The sequence below is a fragment of the Mycobacterium sp. NPDC049093 genome (assembly GCF_040704635.1).
Taxonomy (GTDB): domain Bacteria; phylum Actinomycetota; class Actinomycetes; order Mycobacteriales; family Mycobacteriaceae; genus Mycobacterium.
Window position 1 is genome coordinate 511,344 of sequence record NZ_JBEZJS010000005.1, and the last position, 17,517, is coordinate 528,860.

23 protein-coding genes are annotated in these 17,517 nt (G+C 65.3%); 10 read left to right on the forward strand and 13 right to left on the reverse strand.

All coding sequences use genetic code 11. The features are described from left to right. Positions 1 to 3: 3 nt before the first annotated feature. Positions 4 to 1,167, reverse strand: coding sequence for an aromatic ring-hydroxylating oxygenase subunit alpha (locus AB0876_RS22700; protein WP_526042988.1), 1,164 nt, complete (start codon positions 1,165 to 1,167; stop codon positions 4 to 6). A 69-nt stretch (positions 1,168 to 1,236) separates the two neighbouring features. Between AB0876_RS22700 and AB0876_RS22705 the strand changes: the two genes are divergently transcribed. After that, complete coding sequence (locus AB0876_RS22705) at positions 1,237 to 1,857, forward strand: TetR/AcrR family transcriptional regulator (RefSeq protein ID WP_491842154.1); 621 nt, start codon at positions 1,237 to 1,239, stop codon at positions 1,855 to 1,857. Here AB0876_RS22705 and AB0876_RS22710 read toward each other — a convergent pair. After that, positions 1,833 to 2,339, reverse strand: coding sequence for a hypothetical protein (locus tag AB0876_RS22710; protein ID WP_526042989.1), 507 nt, complete (start codon positions 2,337 to 2,339; stop codon positions 1,833 to 1,835). The two genes, AB0876_RS22705 and AB0876_RS22710, sit on opposite strands and share 25 nt — an antisense overlap. 486 nt (positions 2,340 to 2,825) lie before the next feature. On the opposite strand from AB0876_RS22710, the gene thiD reads away from it, so the two are divergent. Next, positions 2,826 to 3,632, forward strand: coding sequence for a bifunctional hydroxymethylpyrimidine kinase/phosphomethylpyrimidine kinase (thiD, locus tag AB0876_RS22715; RefSeq protein WP_055110875.1), 807 nt, complete (start codon positions 2,826 to 2,828; stop codon positions 3,630 to 3,632). A gap of 6 nt (positions 3,633 to 3,638) precedes the next feature. Here the strand turns inward: thiD and AB0876_RS22720 are convergent, their stop codons facing one another. Further along, a complete protein-coding gene (locus AB0876_RS22720) occupies positions 3,639 to 4,520 on the reverse strand; it encodes an LLM class F420-dependent oxidoreductase (protein WP_526042990.1) in 882 nt (293 codons plus the stop codon). 160 nt (positions 4,521 to 4,680) lie between these two features. On the opposite strand from AB0876_RS22720, the gene AB0876_RS22725 reads away from it, so the two are divergent. Continuing rightward, positions 4,681 to 5,346, forward strand: a complete 666-nt coding sequence (locus AB0876_RS22725) for an FMN-binding negative transcriptional regulator (protein WP_526042991.1) — start codon at positions 4,681 to 4,683, stop codon at positions 5,344 to 5,346. Here AB0876_RS22725 and AB0876_RS22730 read toward each other — a convergent pair. Both AB0876_RS22730 and AB0876_RS22735 read right to left on the reverse strand, forming a co-directional pair. Continuing rightward, on the reverse strand, positions 5,327 to 5,611 hold the full coding sequence (locus AB0876_RS22730) for a hypothetical protein (RefSeq protein ID WP_491842157.1): 285 nt from the start codon (positions 5,609 to 5,611) through the stop codon (positions 5,327 to 5,329). The two genes, AB0876_RS22725 and AB0876_RS22730, sit on opposite strands and share 20 nt — an antisense overlap. Positions 5,612 to 5,707: 96 nt before the next feature. Next, positions 5,708 to 6,289 (reverse strand): TetR/AcrR family transcriptional regulator, encoded by a 582-nt coding sequence (locus AB0876_RS22735; RefSeq protein ID WP_526042992.1) that lies wholly within the window; start codon positions 6,287 to 6,289, stop codon positions 5,708 to 5,710. 117 nt (positions 6,290 to 6,406) lie between these two features. On the opposite strand from AB0876_RS22735, the gene AB0876_RS22740 reads away from it, so the two are divergent. Beyond that, positions 6,407 to 7,345, forward strand: a complete 939-nt coding sequence (locus AB0876_RS22740; protein WP_526042993.1) for an SMP-30/gluconolactonase/LRE family protein — start codon at positions 6,407 to 6,409, stop codon at positions 7,343 to 7,345. Here the strand turns inward: AB0876_RS22740 and AB0876_RS22745 are convergent. Then, positions 7,338 to 7,625 (reverse strand): RidA family protein, encoded by a 288-nt coding sequence (locus AB0876_RS22745; RefSeq protein ID WP_526042994.1) that lies wholly within the window; start codon positions 7,623 to 7,625, stop codon positions 7,338 to 7,340. The genes AB0876_RS22740 and AB0876_RS22745 overlap by 8 nt on opposite strands. 170 nt (positions 7,626 to 7,795) lie before the next feature. Then, on the reverse strand, positions 7,796 to 8,278 hold the full coding sequence (locus tag AB0876_RS22750; RefSeq protein WP_491842161.1) for a VOC family protein: 483 nt from the start codon (positions 8,276 to 8,278) through the stop codon (positions 7,796 to 7,798). A gap of 188 nt (positions 8,279 to 8,466) precedes the next feature. Between AB0876_RS22750 and AB0876_RS22755 the strand changes: the two genes are divergently transcribed. Then, complete coding sequence (locus tag AB0876_RS22755; RefSeq protein WP_491842162.1) at positions 8,467 to 9,096, forward strand: hypothetical protein; 630 nt, start codon at positions 8,467 to 8,469, stop codon at positions 9,094 to 9,096. Between the two features lie 6 nt (positions 9,097 to 9,102). Here AB0876_RS22755 and AB0876_RS22760 read toward each other — a convergent pair whose 3' ends face one another. The 3 genes from AB0876_RS22760 to AB0876_RS22770 all read right to left on the reverse strand — a co-directional run bounded on the left by AB0876_RS22760 (position 9,103) and on the right by AB0876_RS22770 (position 12,512). Continuing rightward, complete coding sequence (locus AB0876_RS22760) at positions 9,103 to 10,080, reverse strand: glycoside hydrolase family 6 protein (RefSeq protein WP_491842163.1); 978 nt, start codon at positions 10,078 to 10,080, stop codon at positions 9,103 to 9,105. A gap of 63 nt (positions 10,081 to 10,143) precedes the next feature. Then, positions 10,144 to 11,406: a sulfotransferase gene (locus AB0876_RS22765; protein WP_526042995.1), complete on the reverse strand. Its 1,263-nt coding sequence runs from the start codon at positions 11,404 to 11,406 to the stop codon at positions 10,144 to 10,146. Beyond that, positions 11,403 to 12,512, reverse strand: a complete 1,110-nt coding sequence (locus AB0876_RS22770) for a DUF1214 domain-containing protein (protein WP_491842165.1) — start codon at positions 12,510 to 12,512, stop codon at positions 11,403 to 11,405. Before AB0876_RS22770 ends, AB0876_RS22765 begins: the two co-directional genes overlap by 4 nt. A gap of 67 nt (positions 12,513 to 12,579) precedes the next feature. Between AB0876_RS22770 and AB0876_RS22775 the strand changes: the two genes are divergently transcribed. Continuing rightward, a complete protein-coding gene (locus AB0876_RS22775) occupies positions 12,580 to 13,242 on the forward strand; it encodes a TetR/AcrR family transcriptional regulator (protein ID WP_491842166.1) in 663 nt (220 codons plus the stop codon). On the opposite strand, the gene AB0876_RS22780 is transcribed toward AB0876_RS22775, so the two are convergent. Together AB0876_RS22780 and AB0876_RS22785 are read right to left on the reverse strand one after the other, a co-directional pair. Continuing rightward, positions 13,182 to 13,745, reverse strand: coding sequence for a TetR/AcrR family transcriptional regulator (locus AB0876_RS22780; protein ID WP_491842206.1), 564 nt, complete (start codon positions 13,743 to 13,745; stop codon positions 13,182 to 13,184). The genes AB0876_RS22775 and AB0876_RS22780 overlap by 61 nt on opposite strands. Before the next feature lie 117 nt (positions 13,746 to 13,862). Next, entirely contained in the window at positions 13,863 to 15,122 is a 1,260-nt protein-coding gene (locus AB0876_RS22785) for a lipase family protein (protein WP_491842207.1), read from the reverse strand. Positions 15,123 to 15,294: 172 nt separating this feature from the next. Here AB0876_RS22785 and AB0876_RS22790 point away from each other — a divergent pair, with 172 nt between their 5' ends. From AB0876_RS22790 to AB0876_RS22800, 3 genes are read left to right on the forward strand one after another with little or no spacing between them, the layout of a single operon-like run. Beyond that, on the forward strand, positions 15,295 to 15,987 hold the full coding sequence (locus AB0876_RS22790) for a DsbA family protein (RefSeq protein ID WP_526042996.1): 693 nt from the start codon (positions 15,295 to 15,297) through the stop codon (positions 15,985 to 15,987). A 46-nt stretch (positions 15,988 to 16,033) separates the two neighbouring features. Next, entirely contained in the window at positions 16,034 to 16,264 is a 231-nt protein-coding gene (locus tag AB0876_RS22795) for a type II toxin-antitoxin system Phd/YefM family antitoxin (RefSeq protein ID WP_491842168.1), read from the forward strand. Positions 16,265 to 16,275: 11 nt separating this feature from the next. After that, positions 16,276 to 16,644 (forward strand): type II toxin-antitoxin system VapC family toxin, encoded by a 369-nt coding sequence (locus tag AB0876_RS22800; protein WP_526042997.1) that lies wholly within the window; start codon positions 16,276 to 16,278, stop codon positions 16,642 to 16,644. An 8-nt stretch (positions 16,645 to 16,652) separates the two neighbouring features. Here the strand turns inward: AB0876_RS22800 and AB0876_RS22805 are convergent, their stop codons facing one another. Then, entirely contained in the window at positions 16,653 to 17,030 is a 378-nt protein-coding gene (locus AB0876_RS22805; protein WP_526042998.1) for an ArsR/SmtB family transcription factor, read from the reverse strand. A gap of 67 nt (positions 17,031 to 17,097) precedes the next feature. On the opposite strand from AB0876_RS22805, the gene AB0876_RS22810 reads away from it, so the two are divergent. Continuing rightward, positions 17,098 to 17,517, forward strand: a complete 420-nt coding sequence (locus AB0876_RS22810; protein WP_491842170.1) for a DUF5313 domain-containing protein — start codon at positions 17,098 to 17,100, stop codon at positions 17,515 to 17,517.

The following is a 17,517-nucleotide window of genomic DNA, read 5'->3' on the forward strand; positions in this document are numbered from 1 at the left end:
CACTCACGCCAGCGCGACACCCAATTCCTGGGCGAACACCTTGATCATGTGCTGGACCGCAATTTCGTTGCGGCCGATGATCATATGGTCATGCTGACCATGCCGGACACCTTCACCGCACTGCGGCAGCATGGCGAAGTCCTCATCACGCACCGCAGCGTGGACTCCTTCGTAGACCGCGTCATAGCCGGCCCGCATGTCGTCGGTCGTCGCCGGGACTCGGCCCATCCAGCTGTGCCGGACCGTGCAGCGGGTGGGCTCCCCTTCGGGCAGCATGTCGATGATCTCCACGCCGACCGGGCTGTTCGCCAGGATGAGGTTGGGATACACCCAGTAGATGACACCCATGTTGGCCGACGGGTCGAATGAGCCACTCGGATCATCGGAGAGATTCTTGATCCAGTTGAACGGGAAGCCAATTCGGTGATGCTTGCCGAATTCGTCATAAATGGCGGTGTTCGGCAGGGTGTTCTGCCCGATCAGGCTCTCACCGTGGACGAACGGGAAGTGATACCCCTCCGCGAACGCCTCGAGCGCACCTTTCCACGACACTTCCGAGGAGAACTCGCGGTCGGTGTGATAGCCATAGGCCTCGTAGTTCCATTGCGCCAGTTCGGGACCCAGCGGCCCCAAGTGAGCGTCGAGGTCGATGGCCGCATCCGCGGTCAGCACCGCCCAGACGAAGCCGTGACGCTCCTCGGACGGCAGTTCCACCAGTCCGTATTCGGCGGTATCCATCGTGTCGAAGCCGACCTTGCCCGGCACCATGAACAGCTCACCGGTGTTGCGGTAGGTCCATGCGTGATACGGGCAGACGAACCGGGACGCGTTGCCTGATCCACAGGCCGGCATGGCACCGCGGTGACGGCAGTAGTTGAGGAACACGTGGCTGGCGCCGGTGCGGTCCCGGGTGACCAGCAATGAGTCCCCGAGCACGGAGCGGACGACGAAGTCGTTCTTCTCGGCGATCTGAGCCGACGGCACGATCGCCAGCGGGACCCGGCGCAGGATCTGGGATTCCTCGATCTCGGTGATCTTCGGGTCGCGGTAGTAGTGGAGAGGCACCTTCAGCACCCGGTCTGCCATATCCGTCGTCCCCTCGACGGCATGCCGCAGAGCGCGACGGGTCAGTTCTTCATCGGTGCTGCTCACCGGGCCGACAGTCATGAGCTGACCATACAGTGACCATAGACTGTATTGTCAAGATTTTTGTGCCAACCGTGCGACGATCAACGGATGCGCAGGCACGGCTGGTCGGGAGACATTCCCGCCGACGACGACGAAGCCGTCCGCCGCATCATCGGTGCGGCCCGGCAGGCGATCGATGCGCGCGGCACCGTGAGCGTGTCCGAAGTGGCCCAGGCACTCGGGGTGACGCGCCAGACGATCTACCGCTACTTCCCTACGCTGGAGAGCCTGATGGCCGCCACCGCCGTGTCGTCAGTGGACGGCTTCCTCGATCGCCTGGCCGAGCAGCTGGGTTCGATCACCGACCCCAGCGAAGCCGTCGTCGAAGGCATCGCCTACACGGCGGAGCAGATTCCGCACGACCGATATCTCAGCCTGGTCCTGCAGCCCGGCAAGGCCAGCGCGTTCACGGCGGGAGTTACCTCTGACCTCGCCATCGAATTCGGTAAGTCGATTCTGCGCCGATTCGACATCGATTGGGCCACAGTCGGATTCGATGGCGATGCGCTCGATCAGCTGGTCGAGTTCATGCTGAGGATCCTGCAGTCGTTCATCATCGACCCGGGTGGACCATCGCGCCACGACAGAGGACTGCGTACCTACCTACGAGACTGGGTGGCGCCGGCAGTGTCGGCCCGTACGACCTATCCGTCGTCGCCGGCCCCGTGATTCGGATTGGTGCAGATGGTGCCTTCACACGGCACGTCTGAGCCGTCACCGTTCGGGTTGGGCATCACCGCCCCGCCGTTCTCATCCGGATTGTCACCAGCCCCGTGATTCGGATTGGTGCAGATCGTGCCTTCACACGGCACGTCTGAGCCGTCACCGTTCGGGTTGGGCATCACCGCCCCACCGTTCTCATCCGGATTGTCACCAGCCCCGTGATTCGGATTGGTGCAGATCGTGCCCTCACACGGCACCATCGAGCCATCCTCATTCGGATTGGGCATCATCCGCTGCGTCGTTTGCCCAGGCCCGGCGGGCGCCGGCGCGGTAGCCGGAGATTTGACCGGGCCATGCTGACTGGACGTGGACTCGGCAGGGACGGGGCTGGTGGTCGGGGCCTGATCAGTCGACGAGCTGCTGCATGCGGCGGCACCAAAGACCGCCAGTGCAGCCGCGGCTGCGGCCATACGTTGCACGAGCTTCATGAGCGCGACGGTATCAGCTAACTACAAAACACACTGCCGATTGCCGGTAAACTTCCGAACAAAGAACCGAACGGGTGGTTTCACAACCCAATTCGGGATCAGATCGGACGAGACCACAGCGCGACCCGGTCTTATACAGCAACCGACGAGATCCCCACTGGGATCTGAGCCACGCCGCGCGAGATAACAAGCGGTCACCCGCCACGCTTTCGAATAACTGTTGAATTGTCAACAACCTTCGTACCCGACGCACCGTCAAGCGCGCGGATGCTGTGACCAATCACCTTGGGTCGCAACATGGAACATCGCCTGCAGCCAATACGTTGCCACCGTCATCAAGTTGGATTCCTTCTGGCAGTGGACGAACCGATCATGCACCGACACATTGCGGGCTCATTCGTCCCACCACTTTCGAACCCAGCAACGTACGCCGATATCCGCTGGGTTCATGTCGGATGTCCGTAGCGCAGGCGTACGCTCACCCACGTGGTCGACCTCTCGTATGTCATCGCCGGATCCGAAGCCACCGGCGGCGCCGGCCTGCAAGCCGACCTGCGCACGTTCCAGGAGTTCGGCACCTACGGTGTGGGCACGGTGACCTGCATCGTGTCGTTCGACCCCAAGGCGGACTGGGGCCACCGGTTCGTCCCGGTCGATCCACAGGTCATCGCCGATCAGATCGAGGCGGCGACATCGGCGTACAACCTCGATGTCGTCAAGATCGGCATGCTCGGCACCCCCGCAACCATCGACGTCGTCGCCGAGGCTCTCGCCCAGCAATCGTGGCGGCACATCGTCGTCGACCCCGTCCTGATCTGCAAAGGACAAGAGCCCGGTGCGGCTCTCGATACCGACACCGCACTGCGCAGCCAGATCCTGCCGCTGGCGACGGTCACCACGCCGAACCTGTTCGAGGCACGCACCCTCGCCGGGATGGACGACATCTCCTCCATCGACGATCTCGTCGAGGCAGCCCGGCGCATCGCCGACCTCGGGCCCACGTATGTCCTGGTGAAGGGCGGGGTCGAATTTCCCGGCGACGACGCGGTCGATGTTCTCTTCGACGGCAAGGACGCCGAGGTTCTACGTGCGCCGAAGGTCGGCGACGCCCGCGTCGCCGGTGCGGGATGCACGCTGGCGGCAGCGATCACCGCCGCCCTGGCCAAGGGATCCAGTGTCCCGGAGGCGGTGCGCCTGGCCAAGGACTTCACCACCGCCGGAATCGTCGACCGGATCAGCGGCAATGCTCCGTTCGACACGGTGTGGCAGGGTGCGGGCCGCGCACCTCGCTGATGCCGGTCACCTGGGCGCGATGTCCAACGCCCCGGCCAGGGATTCGTAGATCCTGAACGTGTCCTCGTCATAAACCTGCAGCAGAACCTCGGGCATCTGGGGGTGCGGCGCCGAGTGCTCACCTACCACCTGGATCTGCACGTGATTCGCCCCGGCCGCCAGATGCGCGCGCAATCCGTGCGCAACCGTCGCCGCGTCACCGTGGACGGCGAGCTGGTCGATCAACCGGTCGCTGCCGTCGCCGGCCAGATCCTCATCCGTGAAGCCGAGTCGCCGTAAGTTGTTGGTGTAGTTCACCAATCCGAGGTACGGATGCTTGATTCGCGGACGGGCGAGAGCCCGGGCCCGTTCAGGGTCGGACTCCAGAACCACCTTCTGCTCAGGCGCCAATAGCCGCTGAGACCCGAGCGCCGCCCGCGCCCGCCGGGAGTGCTCGGGCGTGACGAGGTACGGCACTGAACCGGCCGCCCGCTCCGTCGCCAGCGCCAGCATCTTGGGCCCCAGTGCGGCAAGCATCCGCTTCTCGCGGGGAATGCCGTGCTCATCAAGACCATCGAGGAACCCGTTCAGGGCAGCCATCGGGCTGCGGTAATTGCCGACCTGTTCAGGGTGTCCCACGCCGAGGCCCAACAGCAGGCGGTCCGGATATGACCGCTGGACACGGCGGTACGCTGCTGCCAACGTGACCGCATCACCGCGGTAGATGTTGTAGATGCTGCTGGCCACCACCAAATGGTCCGTGGCGCCGAGCAGTTCATCGATGCCCGACAGGTCAGGTTCCGGGCCACCCAGCCACAGCGTCGTGTAGCCCAGGCCCTCGATCTGCTTTGCCATCTCGGGCGTTGTGGCATATGCCGGTTGCCAGACACCGAATTCACCGAGATTCACTGCATACCTCCAGTCACGCGTCGTTACGTCACGAGCGTGCCTGGATAAAAATGGACCAGCAAGTCCAAACAACTTCTACCAACTCGCGGGTGCGATCAGTCGAAGGAGTCGGCCAGGCCATAGCCTTGAAGCAGGGGACGCCGACGACAAGGAGAATGACATGTTGATCCACCCGTGGGACGCCGCACTCGGCGAGGCCGAATGGCAGAGCTGGCTGGCCGGCACCGATCGGTTCGGGATTCTCGCGGTCAACAACGTCGACCCGGCCGCCGCACCGCCGATGGTGCCCACGCACTTCACTCACATCGGCCGCGAGCTGCTTATGCACCTGGCCCGGCCCAACCCGGTCTGGCCACACCTGGAGGCCGCCGCCGAGGTACGCCTGACGGTGATCGGCGACTACGCCTATATCCCCACCTACTGGCGTGCGAAAGCCGGTGGGCCCGACGAGGATGGGGTGCCGACCAGCTACTACTCCTCGGTGCAGTTCGTCTGTCGCCCAACGATTATCGATGATCCCGAGGGCAAGGCCCGCATCCTGGCCACTCAGCTCGACGATTTCCAGCCCGAAGGACGCCATGCCGACGTCGCAGTCGGCGAAGACCCGTACGGGCGCATGCTGCCCGGCATTCGCGGCATACGTCTCGAAGTCCTGCGCGTGGAAGCCAAGTTCAAGTACGACGATGCCAATCCGGTCGAGCACCGCGAGCGCGTCATCGCCAACCTCGAAGAGCGCCGACACGGCCTGGACACCGCCGCCGCGGCCCAGCAGCGCCGTCGCCTGGCTGCGATCGGCGACTGGAAGCTCAGGCGGAAGGAAACCTGAAGATGAGGCCGTCGAGCAGGCGTCGCACCTCATTGAGCCGCGCCCGCACCACGCTTTGATGATGAAGGGCTCCTGGACGCCCCTCGTTGACACGTTCATCGATGGCCGTCAATTGTTCTTGGAGGTCGACCATTTCGGCCTCTAGGAGCACCATGAACTCCTGCGCCTGACGGACGTCGGCACTGTGGCGCACCGCCAGATTCGGAAGAGCAGCCGGCAGTGCCACCGGCCGAAGCCAGAGTGGATCAACAGGGTCTGCGGTCATCGTCCCACGGTCTCAGCACCCGTCGCCGATCCAGTTTCCCGGCAGTATCCGTCCGGTAAGGAGCCGTTCACACTGTCGTCAGGCGGTGTGTGAGTTCTACCGGAGCAGCGCACTGGCAATGTCGGCGAAGTGCTTTCGCACCGCCGCCTCGTCCATGTCGAGGATGAGCCGGGAGATTGCCCCGTCATAGACCGTGACCAGCGCCCGCGCCATCTCGTCCGGCGTGGGTAGCGACGCCGGAAGGTCCGGTGCCCGATCGCGGATGTGGTCAGCGAGCATGCGGGCGAAGCCCTCGCGCATCTGCGACCGTTCTGTCGCGAGTTCCAGCTGCACCTCTGGCCGGCGGGCGGCGTACAGGACAAAATCTGTGTTGATCAGCAGCCAGTCCCGGTCGATCGGCAGACCCTGCGCCCAGGCCTGGATCGTGGCCTCGACCGTGTTGAACGGTTCGGCAGCCAGGAATCCGATGGTGTACTCGGCGGCCTGACGTGACTGCTCGCGATAAAGCGCAAGGAACAATTCATCGAGAGTTCCGAAGTTCGAGTAGAACGCCCCCTTGGTATACCCCGAAGCCTGACAGATGTCGTCGATTCGGGTGCGCCCGAACCCTTTTGAGGCAAACACCGAGAACGCGGCTTCCAGCAGCCGCTGACGGGTCTCGACGCGTCGGCGTGTCATCGGCCGTGACTGTTCGACCGATCGACCGTCGTCCTTTTCCACGGGTTCATGATACCTTTTAGAATCCGATACCAAAAGGTATCAAACTTGGTGGGGGAATGACTGAGGGGTGACTTGATGCTGCAGAAGACAATTGGCGCCGCGACATGCGCCATCGCGATGCTTTTCGTGGCGGCTACGCCGACCGCGAGCGCAACGCCCGGCGCGGAAGCTCGGACGGGTACCTGCCAGCGTTGGCAGATCACCACGGTGGCCAGTGGACTGGGCGCTCTGGAGAACCTCGAACCGGACGGCCGCGGCGGGTTCTACCTGAGCGCGATCAACGACGGTCGACTACTCCATGTCGATGATCACGGAACCAGCTCCACGGTGCTGTCTGGTCTCGATCATCCAGCGGGCCTAAGGCTTTCGGGCAACAGCCTGTACTTCCTGACCGGAAACAACCCCGGCACGGCGCGCGGCACGCTGCAACGCCTGGACGTGCACACGGGTGAATCGACGACGTTGCTCACCGGGCTGCCCGCGCCGAATGGTCTGCTGTTCCTCCCGGACGGTGATCTGATCTTCTCGCAACTGACCGTCCCGCCCCGGGGAATCGACCGCTACAGCCCCGCCACCGGACGGCACACGAAGTCCTGGTCCGGCACCCCGTTACCCAACGGACTCGCACTAACTCCCGACCGCAGCGCGCTCTATACCGAGAATGTAGCCCTGTCAACGGTTTTGCGGCTCCCACTCGACAAGCCAAACGCCACCGCGACAGTGGCACGTCTGCCCGGCCTGATCGCAGGCTCCGACGACATGCAGGCGACCCGTGACGGAACGTTGTACGTGGCCGGCGATACCGCGGGCGAGGTCTACGCAGTGAACCCCGACACCGGCCGCATCTGCACGATAGCCAAAGGGCTCAGCCAACTTTCCCTGCCGCCCAACGGACCCACTTCGGTGCGGGTAGGCCCGGGGCCCGACGGCAATGCCCTGTATGTCACGGCCATCGACGGCAAACTGCGGCGGCTGCAACCCCCGGCCGGGACGGACCTCACGCCGGTCACATGATCGGGAGCACCGCGATCGCCTCGATCTCGACGAGTTGATCGGGGTACCCGAGGACTGCCACACCCAATAGCGTGCTCGGCGGCCGATGGTCGGCGAAAGCCGACACCACCTCGTCCCACGCCGCGACGAGGTCGTCACGCTGACCACTGGCGACGTAGATCGTCGTCTTCACCACGTCGCGTAACTGGGCACCGCACTCCTGCAAGGTAATCCGGAGATTGCCCATTGCCTGGCGGGCCTGGGCGGCGATGTCACCGGGAGCGACGACCTGCCCCCCCATCGTCGAGTGGGCAGGCGCCGGCGGTGAAGATCATGCCGTTTCCGGGTGTGATCGCCGCGTAGGCGTAAGGCACGCCCGCGAACAACCGAGAACCCCGCACCAGCTCGATGGCCATGCCCCAGTGTCGCAGTCCGTCCAACCCTCGGTGGGGTGGAACGAAGCAGTGACCGTTACCTTTCTGCGCTGATGTCTGCCCCGCGATGCATTTCATAGCTGCTGCGGGCGCCACCGGGAAACTCGACGAACTCCACCGCGGTGCCATCGGGGTCGTTGACGAAGAACATCCGGACGCGGTCGATCGGGAACGGCTCCTGAACGGGCTGAAAGCCCGCGTCGATCACGGCGCGATAGGTGGCGTCGAGATCGGTGACCGACAATGCGATGTTCTGGTTGCCGACGATTCCTCGTTTCCCGGGTCCAGGCGGGGTCGACGAACCGAGGCTGACCAGTTCGAGCATGACTCCGCCCACCACTCCCCCGACCACACGGCCTTCCTGTTGGCGAGAGGAGTGCAGGACCGCGTCGAACGGCTCACCCGAAATCAACTGGTCGAACACCACATCCATGCCCAACAGGCCACGGTAGAAGCCCAGGGCCCGGTCCATGTCGGTCACGCCGACGACCAGATGGCAGAAACGTAGGTCACTCAACATGGTGTTCCTCGACTTCCTCGTCAGCGCTTGATCATATGAGTTTGCGTGCCAAAATCCGGGCAGACCCTGCTCGCCGGCGGCGGAGCCGGTTCCTTCCGCTAGTTTCCGAACCCGGCCAAATCGCTTGGTCACCCTTGTAGCTTCGGAATTGGAGACCGAAAAGCACGAGCGAACAAGGAGGAAGACCAATGACGAATCGTTCAGGAAGTGCGTTCTCCCGACGCACGTTCATCCGCGGCGCCGCATTCACGGTGCCCGTAGTGGGCGCTGCGGTGCTCGCACCAAGTGCCCTGGCGGCACCACAGGAATGCGGTGATCCATCCGGCAAGGTCGGCAATTGCGCGGCTCACCTGCCGCAGGAGTTCACCTCGACGAGCTTCAGCACGACGGCCATCGCCGGCGGGACCAACTACTCGATCCTGTTCAGCACGAACATCAGACGCGGTCCGCTGATCCCGTCCGGCACCACCGGCTATCGCATCAGAAGTGTCAGCGTGTCCGGCACCAAACTCGACGGCGCCCCGTTCTACCTGACGCCGGGAATCGGTGAGGTCGGCCCGAGGTTGCTCAACGCCCGGTCCGGGTCGTCCCTGGGCTTCGCCCTCGATGTGCCGTGGGATGCGAACCAGCTCGTGCGTTCGTTCCTCTACACCTACGACGTCGAGTTCCTCACCGGGCTGACGGTCAATCAGACCTGCCGTTACACGACGACGATGACGCTGCGCGACAACGGCATGACCCTCGGCGGGGTCGGATCGGTCGACTTCACCACACCGATGCTCGCTGAGTGCGAGGCGGAGGCTCCCCCGCCCCAGTAGGCCGCTCTACCCGTGCGCCTTGCGAACCAGGTCGATGGCGTACTGGTTGACGAAGGTTCCCGCAGAGGCCTCGCCGGTACCGCACGCGCCGTCGGACTCGCCGGGACGCTTCACCCACAGGAACGCGTCGACATTGCCGTTTCCGGTTGCCGTGGTCGGTGCCGCGCCGAGGGCCCGACCGCTCGGGTTGCACCAGTACATCTCGCCTTCGGCCGGTCCGGCACCGTTACGCGAGGTGTCGATGACGTAGGGCTTGCCACCCGTCTGGCCCGAAATCGCGTCGCCGTAACCGATTTCCTCTTCGGTGGTGAAGAAGTTCGCGGTGTTGAGGCTGAATCCGCGCGCCTTGGCGACGCCGACGCGGTTGAGCCTGTTGGCCATCTCGTCAGCGGCCGTCCACCGGGAGTGCCCCGCATCGACGTACACGGCGGTGCCCGGATTGCGGGTCAGCGTGTCGACGGCGTAGCTCATCAGGTTGTAGCGCTCCTCGCGCTGATCACCCGACAGGCAGTCCGCCATGGCGAGCGCGTCGGGTTCGAGGATGACCGCGGCCGGCCCTCCGCCGATGGCGCCGGCGACACCGTCGATCCAGCCCTTGTACGCAGCAGCAGACCCGAAGCCGCCCGCGGCATAGCTACCGCAGTCGCGGTGCGGGATGCCGTAGAGCGCCAGGATCGGCATGGTGCCGGCGGCCTGTGCCGCGGCGATGTACTTGGCGTCCACCGCAGGGCTGGAGACGTTGTCCATCCAGTACGCGGTGGGGGTGTTGGCGATCGCCTGCAGTTCAGGGCTCGGGTTGCCCTGCGCGGCGCGCGCGGCCTTCGACGAGGGGTTGACGTAGAACGAGTGCCCCTCGAGCGGGTTGCCGTCGCTGGCCAGACGGACCGTCGGCCCCGGAGCAGTAGCGAGGCCCGCGGCGACCACCGAGGCGACTGTCAGAAAGGGAGCGATCGACCGCGCGACTGCGCCAACGGCTGAGGACATCACCTCAGGGAAAGTAATGGGGCGACGCGATTAGCGCCAGTCGCTCCCCGACGGGATGGCCCGTCAAGCCTCGATCCGATGCGCGCCGGACGGGTCGAGCGTCCGGGTGTAGAAGTGCATCCGCTCGCGTAACTCGGCAGGGTTGATACCGAATTCCTCGGGCCGGTATCGGTGCGCGCCCTTTCCGCCGCGGGGTTGGGCGCGGTGATGCTCGGCCAGCATTCCCGCGATGTCCGGTGGCTCCATCTGCGCCGCGGCGTAGATACCCCGCACCGTCGCCTCCGGGTCGGCCACCAGGTCGCGGTACTGGACGTCGAGCCAGGTGACAGTGGACGCCGCGGCCCGGGCATCGAGGGCGCGGCGCAGCCACAGTTCCGTCTGCGCGGTCTGAAACCGGCCCACGTCGACCCCGTCGACGTCGTCACTGTAAGTGGACCGGTACGTCGCGAACAGGCTCGCGCCCGACGCCACCGTCTCCACGATGTCGCGGTGCAACTGCACGATGCAGGCGCCCGGATACGTCGCGATGACATGGCGGAGCTCGGCGGTGTGGGCCGGCGCTTTCAGGACCCAACGGCGACCATCCCCGGCGTCGAGGATCTGCAGCATCCGCCGGTGCTGAGCGTACTCGGCGGCGAAGTCCTGGCCGGCGAGCCAGGACGCGTAGCCATCGAGGCGCGTGGTGGCGGTGAAGCCCCAGTTGCGCAGGGTGGTGCCCATGCCGAGCACGCACTCCTCGGGCAGATTCGGGCCGGAGTCGTGCACGGCCGCCATCGTGGGGTTGAGAACGTGCAGCAGGTACTGGCCGGCGGCGGACGCCTCGAGGCGGCGGACGCGTTCGTCGCCGTCGAGGTCGCCGGGTAGCCGCCACGGCGCACCCAGCTCGGCGGGCAGCGGCGCGCGGAATCGGGGGTCGCGGTCGAGTAGCCGGTACAAGAAGGTGGTGCCGGTGCGCCAGCCGCCGGTGATGATCACCGGGGGCAGCAGCGGACGGTGCTCGGCGCTGGGATGTTCCTTCAGATACCGCGCCATCGCGATCCGGGCTGCAAGCCGCCCGGACGCGGTTCGCTGGGCGGTCAACGCGCCGAGGGCGTTGAGCCGTCCGTCCTCCTCGGCCGAGGCCAGGTACTGCTCCACACCCGGACGCCACTCGCCGGGGTCGCCCAGAATGCCCACGCCGGCACCACGGGTGCCGCGGTCGATGACGATGTCGATGGCGTCGGCACCGAGCTGGTAGCGGTCCGGGCGTGCGGCCCGATCCTGCTCGGCCGCCGCGTAGGCGTTCAACGCCTCCGGTGTGCGGGCGGGCGCGATCCAGCCGGTCATGCGCGCTCCGCCAGATCGGTCAGGGACACGATGCGCGTCGTGGGCAGGTCGGGCTGCTGTTCGGGTTGCAGGAACCGCATCACGACGATGCCGAACGCGCGGCCCTCACTGTCGATCCAGTCCCCGGCGGCCGGCCCAGGATCGGTGGCCGAGACCACGAACCGGTAGCGGCCACCATCGAGGTTCGCGGTGGCACCGGTGTAGGAGACCCGCCGGTGCCGGTAATCGAGCGAGTTGAGAAATCTGCTGTACGCCAAGATGTTCCAGTACCGGCACGGCACCAGATCGCCTTCGATGAGCAGCGCTTCGTCGGGACCCAGCTGCCAGACGCCGCGCAGATAGTGGATGGCCGGTTCGGTGAACACCGCTCCCCCGGCCATCTCGGTCCAGTGGTGCAACTGGTTCGGCGACTCGCGATCGGCGGCCACCGCGCCATGCCAGATGCGCGGCAGCACGGCAATGGCCGCCGAGGCTTTCGCCAGGTGCTTGCCGAACCTCAACGGGTCGATCGCCGCCGGGACCGGGGCCGGCTCGGCCGGCTCGATGGCACACCACCCGATGCGATCGGCCTGCGCGTCATTGTGGAAGTGACGCACCCAGATGACGATCGCGCGATCGGGCAGGTCCAGCCAGTCGTTCGCCTGACGGTCACCGCCGACCGTCACCTGGTAATCACCGTTGGCGTCGAACGTGATTGCATCACTGTCGATCCGGGAGTTCGCCTTGGCGGCCGCCCCGCCCGAACCGGAATAGGCGGTGATCGACACGTACGCGGCGTCGCCGCGATTGCCACGGATCAGGTAGCGGCCGCCGGGGCGGACATCAGCGACCCAGTACTGGAAGTCGGGGTTGTCCATCAGGAATTTCTGACGCCAGCCGTTGAATGCGACGAACTCAGGCTTGTCGCGATCAACTTCCCAGCGGCCCAGTTGATTTGACACTGCCCGCAACAGGGCGCGGAATCCGTCGGCGCGTTCAGATTCCGGCAGACCGGCGGTGTCTGCCGCGAGTTGCGCACCGGCCGTGCGCAATCCGTCGACGAACGCGGTCCACGCCGCGACCTCGGGACGAGCCCGGTCTGCGTCACCTTCACTGGGCGCGGTCACTGGGCATCCCCTCACAATCCGGAAGCGGTTGCTTCCCGAATTGGATCGTGCTCGCTATGCTCACGGAATGTCAAGGCCGTACCGTGGCCAGGCCGCCGAAGCACGGTCGGCGGACCGCCGCGCCCGACTGATCCAGGCAGGCGCCAACCTGGTCGGCACCCAAGGGGTCGCCGCCATGACCATGCGCGCCGTCTGCCGCGAGGCAGAGCTCAGCCAGAAGTTCTTCTACGAGAGCTTCACCGACACCGACGACCTGCTCCGCGAGGTCTACCGCAGCACGTTCGAGCACGCGCGCCAGGTCATCTATACCGCCGCCGACCCGGACGCCGATCTGCCCGCCCGGACCCGCGCGGGCGTCGGAGCAGCAGCGCAACTGGCCAAAGCCGATCCCCGGATCTGCCGAATCCTGTTGGTGGAGCCGATCGCTGACGTCAGGCTTCGCCATTTCGTACGAGACGCCGTCGGGGCGATGAGTGGACTGACTGCCCCGACCGATCGCGCGGACACCGCCGCGGCGGCGCGGGTCAAGATGCAGTACGCCACCGTTTTCGGCGCCATCATCTCGCTGTTCATCGAATGGACGGAAGGCAACCTCGGTTCCGACGACGACGTGTTCGTCGACCACGTCAGCGCCATGCTGTTGTCGTCGCCGTTGTTCGACAACGCCGTTCAGGCAGTTCCCTCGGCCGGCCAGCCCGCCAGAACCCCTCGGATCAACCGGTCTAGCTGATCGGCGTTGTCCACCAGCGGTTGTCCGATGACGAACGTCATCATCACGCCGTTCACGAACGAGAACAGGGTTTTGGCCTGCTCGTCGATGACCTCGGGCGCCATCGGATTCTCGTCCGTGGCATGCCATTCCGTCACGACTGCGCGCGCAACCCCGTAGAACCCCTCGACGGACGCGCTCAGCGTTGCCGCCAGTTCATCGTCACGGCCGGCCTGCAGGGCCAACTCGTAGCGGGCCTTGGCCCGGGTGAGCCATGGTTCGGTCGCCGAATACATGACCAGTGTGGCGAACCCGAGTGTGCCGGCGAACTCCGTCGGATCGGCATCGGTGAGCTCGGTGAGCAGGGAGAGGTCGGCGAGGTCGAGTTCGTTGAGGCGTGCGGCAATCGCGTGCATCAGCGCATCTCGGGTCCGGAAGTAGAACGACGTCGTGCCGTCGGGAACCTCGGCCTTCTTGTCGACCTTGGGGTGACTGACGCCGCGCGACCCGTCCTTGCCGAGCAGTTCGATGGCAGCGTCAGCCAGTTCGCGGCGACGCTGGGCGGCGTTGTACTTCCTGCGTTCAGCGATGCCCGCAGTGTATCGAGCGGGCGTTCGAGGACCCGGGAACCCGCCCGACCGTCAGAACTGCCCGCAGTTGGGTGTGGTGGGTTCTCCGTTGAAGCGGGCGGCGATCCACTGCATGGCCGGCTCTCCGTCCACGAGCATGGGGAGCGCGTGGTTGATCACCAGCTTGTTGAGGAACGGCGGTTCCTCGTTGGTGCGGAATTCAACGTCGGCGCCCTGCGCGCACCAGTCCCGGCCCAGCTGGTTGGCCGCGGTCCACGGCACCAGCGGGTCATAGCGGTTGCTGTTGATCAGCACCGGCGCGTTCGGCTTGAACCGGCCGAGCTTCTGCAGGTCGAACAAGCTGCTGAACGGTTCCTCGTTGACGAGTTTGTTGATGTCCTCGTTGAAGTAGGGCTGCAGGTGCCGGAAGGCGAAGTCGACGATCGTCTGCCCCACACACTGGCGTGACACCGACTCGAGCATATCCTTGCCGCGCTGGGTGAGCTTCGACCGGATGGCGTCGGCGGCTTCCGGGTAGGCGGCGATGACGCCGTTGAGTGCATAGCCGACGACGCCCACGAGCGCACTACCGTCGGCGTAGGGCAGCAGTTCCTTGAGGTCGGCCGGCGGCGCACCAGCATAGGTGCCGACGATGTTCAGTTCGGGTGCGTAGGCCGAGGCCAGCTCCGCCGCCGACGCGGTTGCCCCACCGCCCTGCGAATATCCCCAAAATGCCACGGGGCCATGCGGATCCAGCGATGTCTCGGGCAATTTCATGGCGGCGCGAGCGGCGTCGAGGACGGCGTGGCCTTCGGCCAGGCGGTTCACGTAGGTGTGCATCGAGTCGGTGCCGAGACCCTGGTAGTCGGTCATCAGGATGGCAAAGCCGCGGGCCACCAAGGTCGCGACGAACGCCTCCTCGTAGTTGACCATGATGTCCCAGCCACCCGAGTAGTGGATGCCCTGGTTGAACTGGCGCGACGGTGCGCACTGATTGCCCTGCCCCTGAGTGCCGGGGGCATAGACGATCAGCGGGCGCGGCCCCTTTCCGGGCCAGTCGTTGTCCGGTTCGAAGTAGGTGCCGGTCACGGCGATCGGATTGTTCCGAGAGTCGATGCTGCGGTACATGATCCGGGTTCCGGTCGCCATGATGGCGCCCAGCTGACCGGACGGCTCGAGCACCAGCCGGCTCGGTTCGGTGCGGATCACATCGCCGGGCGCACCGGCCGGCAGCGGGTCCGGCGGGAGATAGAAATCGGCGTACTGCGGCTCGTCCCCCGTGTCGGCAAAGGCCACCGTCGTAGATCCGACGAGCGACCCGATGATCAGCATGAGGACGACCACAATCCCCCCGGCATTGCGCATTACCGGACAGTAACAAGAAACTGTCTCGTTCTGCCACTTTTCCTCTAAGTAACTAGAGAAATACAGCAAACCTGCAGGTGATAGCGGTGCCCGCCCCTGACCTGAGTAGCTTCCGTCTCGGTCAGAGAGGATGGACGCCATGAACGCGAACCCGCATGGACCCGGCACCGCGAATCGCTCGGCATACCGAACGATTCACCTCCTGCTACTGGCCGGCCTGCTCACGATGGCGTTCATATGGGGTCCCGGAGCCGGTCGCGCGCAGGCCGCCCCGGCGTCGTCAGCCGGGGACGTTCTCTCCATCGGCGACCCCGCGGCGCCGGGCCAGATCGACCTCTACCTGGACCCGCTGTGCCCCTACAGCGGGAAGATGGTGCGCGACCAGGGCGCCGAGATCGGCCGGCGCATCGAGGACGGCAAGCTCCACATCAATCTGCGTCTCGTCAACTTCCTCGAAAAGTATTCGGCGAGCGGCAATTACGACAGCCGCGCCATTTATGCCGCCCACATCGTCGGCGACCACTCGCAATCGAGCGACGTCACCTGGAAGTTCGTCGAGCAGATCTTCGCCGCCGATCAACAGCCGAAAGAGGAAGGCGAGACGGATCTGAGCAACGATCAGCTGGCCGGGTTGGCCGACCGCGCCGGCGCACCGCCGTCAGCCCAGGACATGATCAAGCTCGGTCTCCCGATTCCCTACGACGGCCACACCATCGGGGCGAACAACCTTCCGCTGCTGCGAGCATTCCCCGATCCCGGGGTGCCGCTGGTGGCCATCGACGGCGAAGCGGTCGACGGAAACTCCGACTGGCTCGATCTGCTTCCCCACTGATCGTCGAGACCTAGTCCAACTAGACTAAGTCCAGTAGGGTGGCTTCATGTCGACGGTCAACATCCACGATGCGAAGACACACCTGTCGCAACTACTCACGCGCGTCGAAAACGGCGAGAAGATCACGATCGCGAGGGCGGGCAAACCGGTGGCAGACCTGGTCCCACATACGCGCATCGACATCGCATTCGGTGGGCTGGCCGGCCAATTCGGTTACGACACCGAACACTTCGACGACGTCGACACCGACCTCAACGCCTTGTTCGGCATCGAATGAGGGGCGTGTTGGTGGACACCCACGTCCTGATCTGGCTACTCGAAGACAACCCGCGCTTGGGGGCTGCGGCGCGCGATCGCATCGCGCAAAGCCCCGCGGTGTTCGTCTCCGCGGCCAGCACGTGGGAGCTGGGCATCAAGGCGGCGATCCGCAAGATCACCCTGCCCGACGCCCTCGACGATGCGATCGTCCGATCCGGCCTACAGGACCTCCCCATTACGCGACGCCACGCCCTCGCCTCAGACATCACCGCGCTGCCGCACAAGGATCCGTTCGATGCGATGCTGCTCGCCCAGGCGACCGTCGAGAGCCTCACCCTGCTCACTGCCGACGCGAAGCTACTCGCGGCAGTACCCGAGGCGGTCGACGCCAGGAAGTGAGGGTTTCGCTATCGCGCCGTGCCGATCGGCGGCAGCGACCCGATGGCGTCGATCTGATCGCGCTGGGCGGCGAGGGTGTCGGCGAGGAACGTCCGGGCGATGAGCAGGAGTTCAGCGATCTTCGGGTGCGCAAGGGTGTAGTACACCGCGTTGCCGGCCCGGTGTCCGCTGACCACGTGATGGCGCTTGAGAACCGCGAGGTGCTGTGACAGCAGGGTCGGTTCGATATCGCTGGCGGCCAGGATCTCGCTGACCGGAGTCGGGCCGTCGCGCATCGACAGGATCTCCAGCACCCGGATCCGGGCCGGATGCGCCAGCGCCTTGAACAGGTTGGCCTTGATCTCGTACAACGGCCGCTCGGGACCATCTAGGACGCTGTCGGTCACCGCTGCCCCAATGATTGATGGATTGATGAAATTCGCAATCCATGATACCGAGCGTTACCCTGCTGCAATGCCCACCGGCCAAGCCTCCCGCACAAAACCGGGCCCGCTGCAGTACATCGCGTACTGCTACGGCAAGCGGCTACCCGACTCCATGCGCGAGTGGGTGGCCAACGACCTTGCAGGTCCCGGCGCCACCGTCCGGATGATGGTCCGTGTCGCGATCCCGGCAATCCTGGTTCTGGCGCCGATCTGGTTCATCCCGATGTCGCTCTACCTGCACGCCAGCATGACCGTGCCGATCTTCATCCCGTTCGTCTACTTCTCCCATGCCCTGAACAAGGTGTGGCGGCGTCACATGCTCGTCAAGCACGGGCTGAACCCCGCCCTCATCGACGAGCTCTCGCGCAAGAAGAACGCGCACATCCACCAGGCCTACGCCGAACGCTACGGCCCCCGGACGGGGCCGAGGAGCAGCGGCGACATCTGA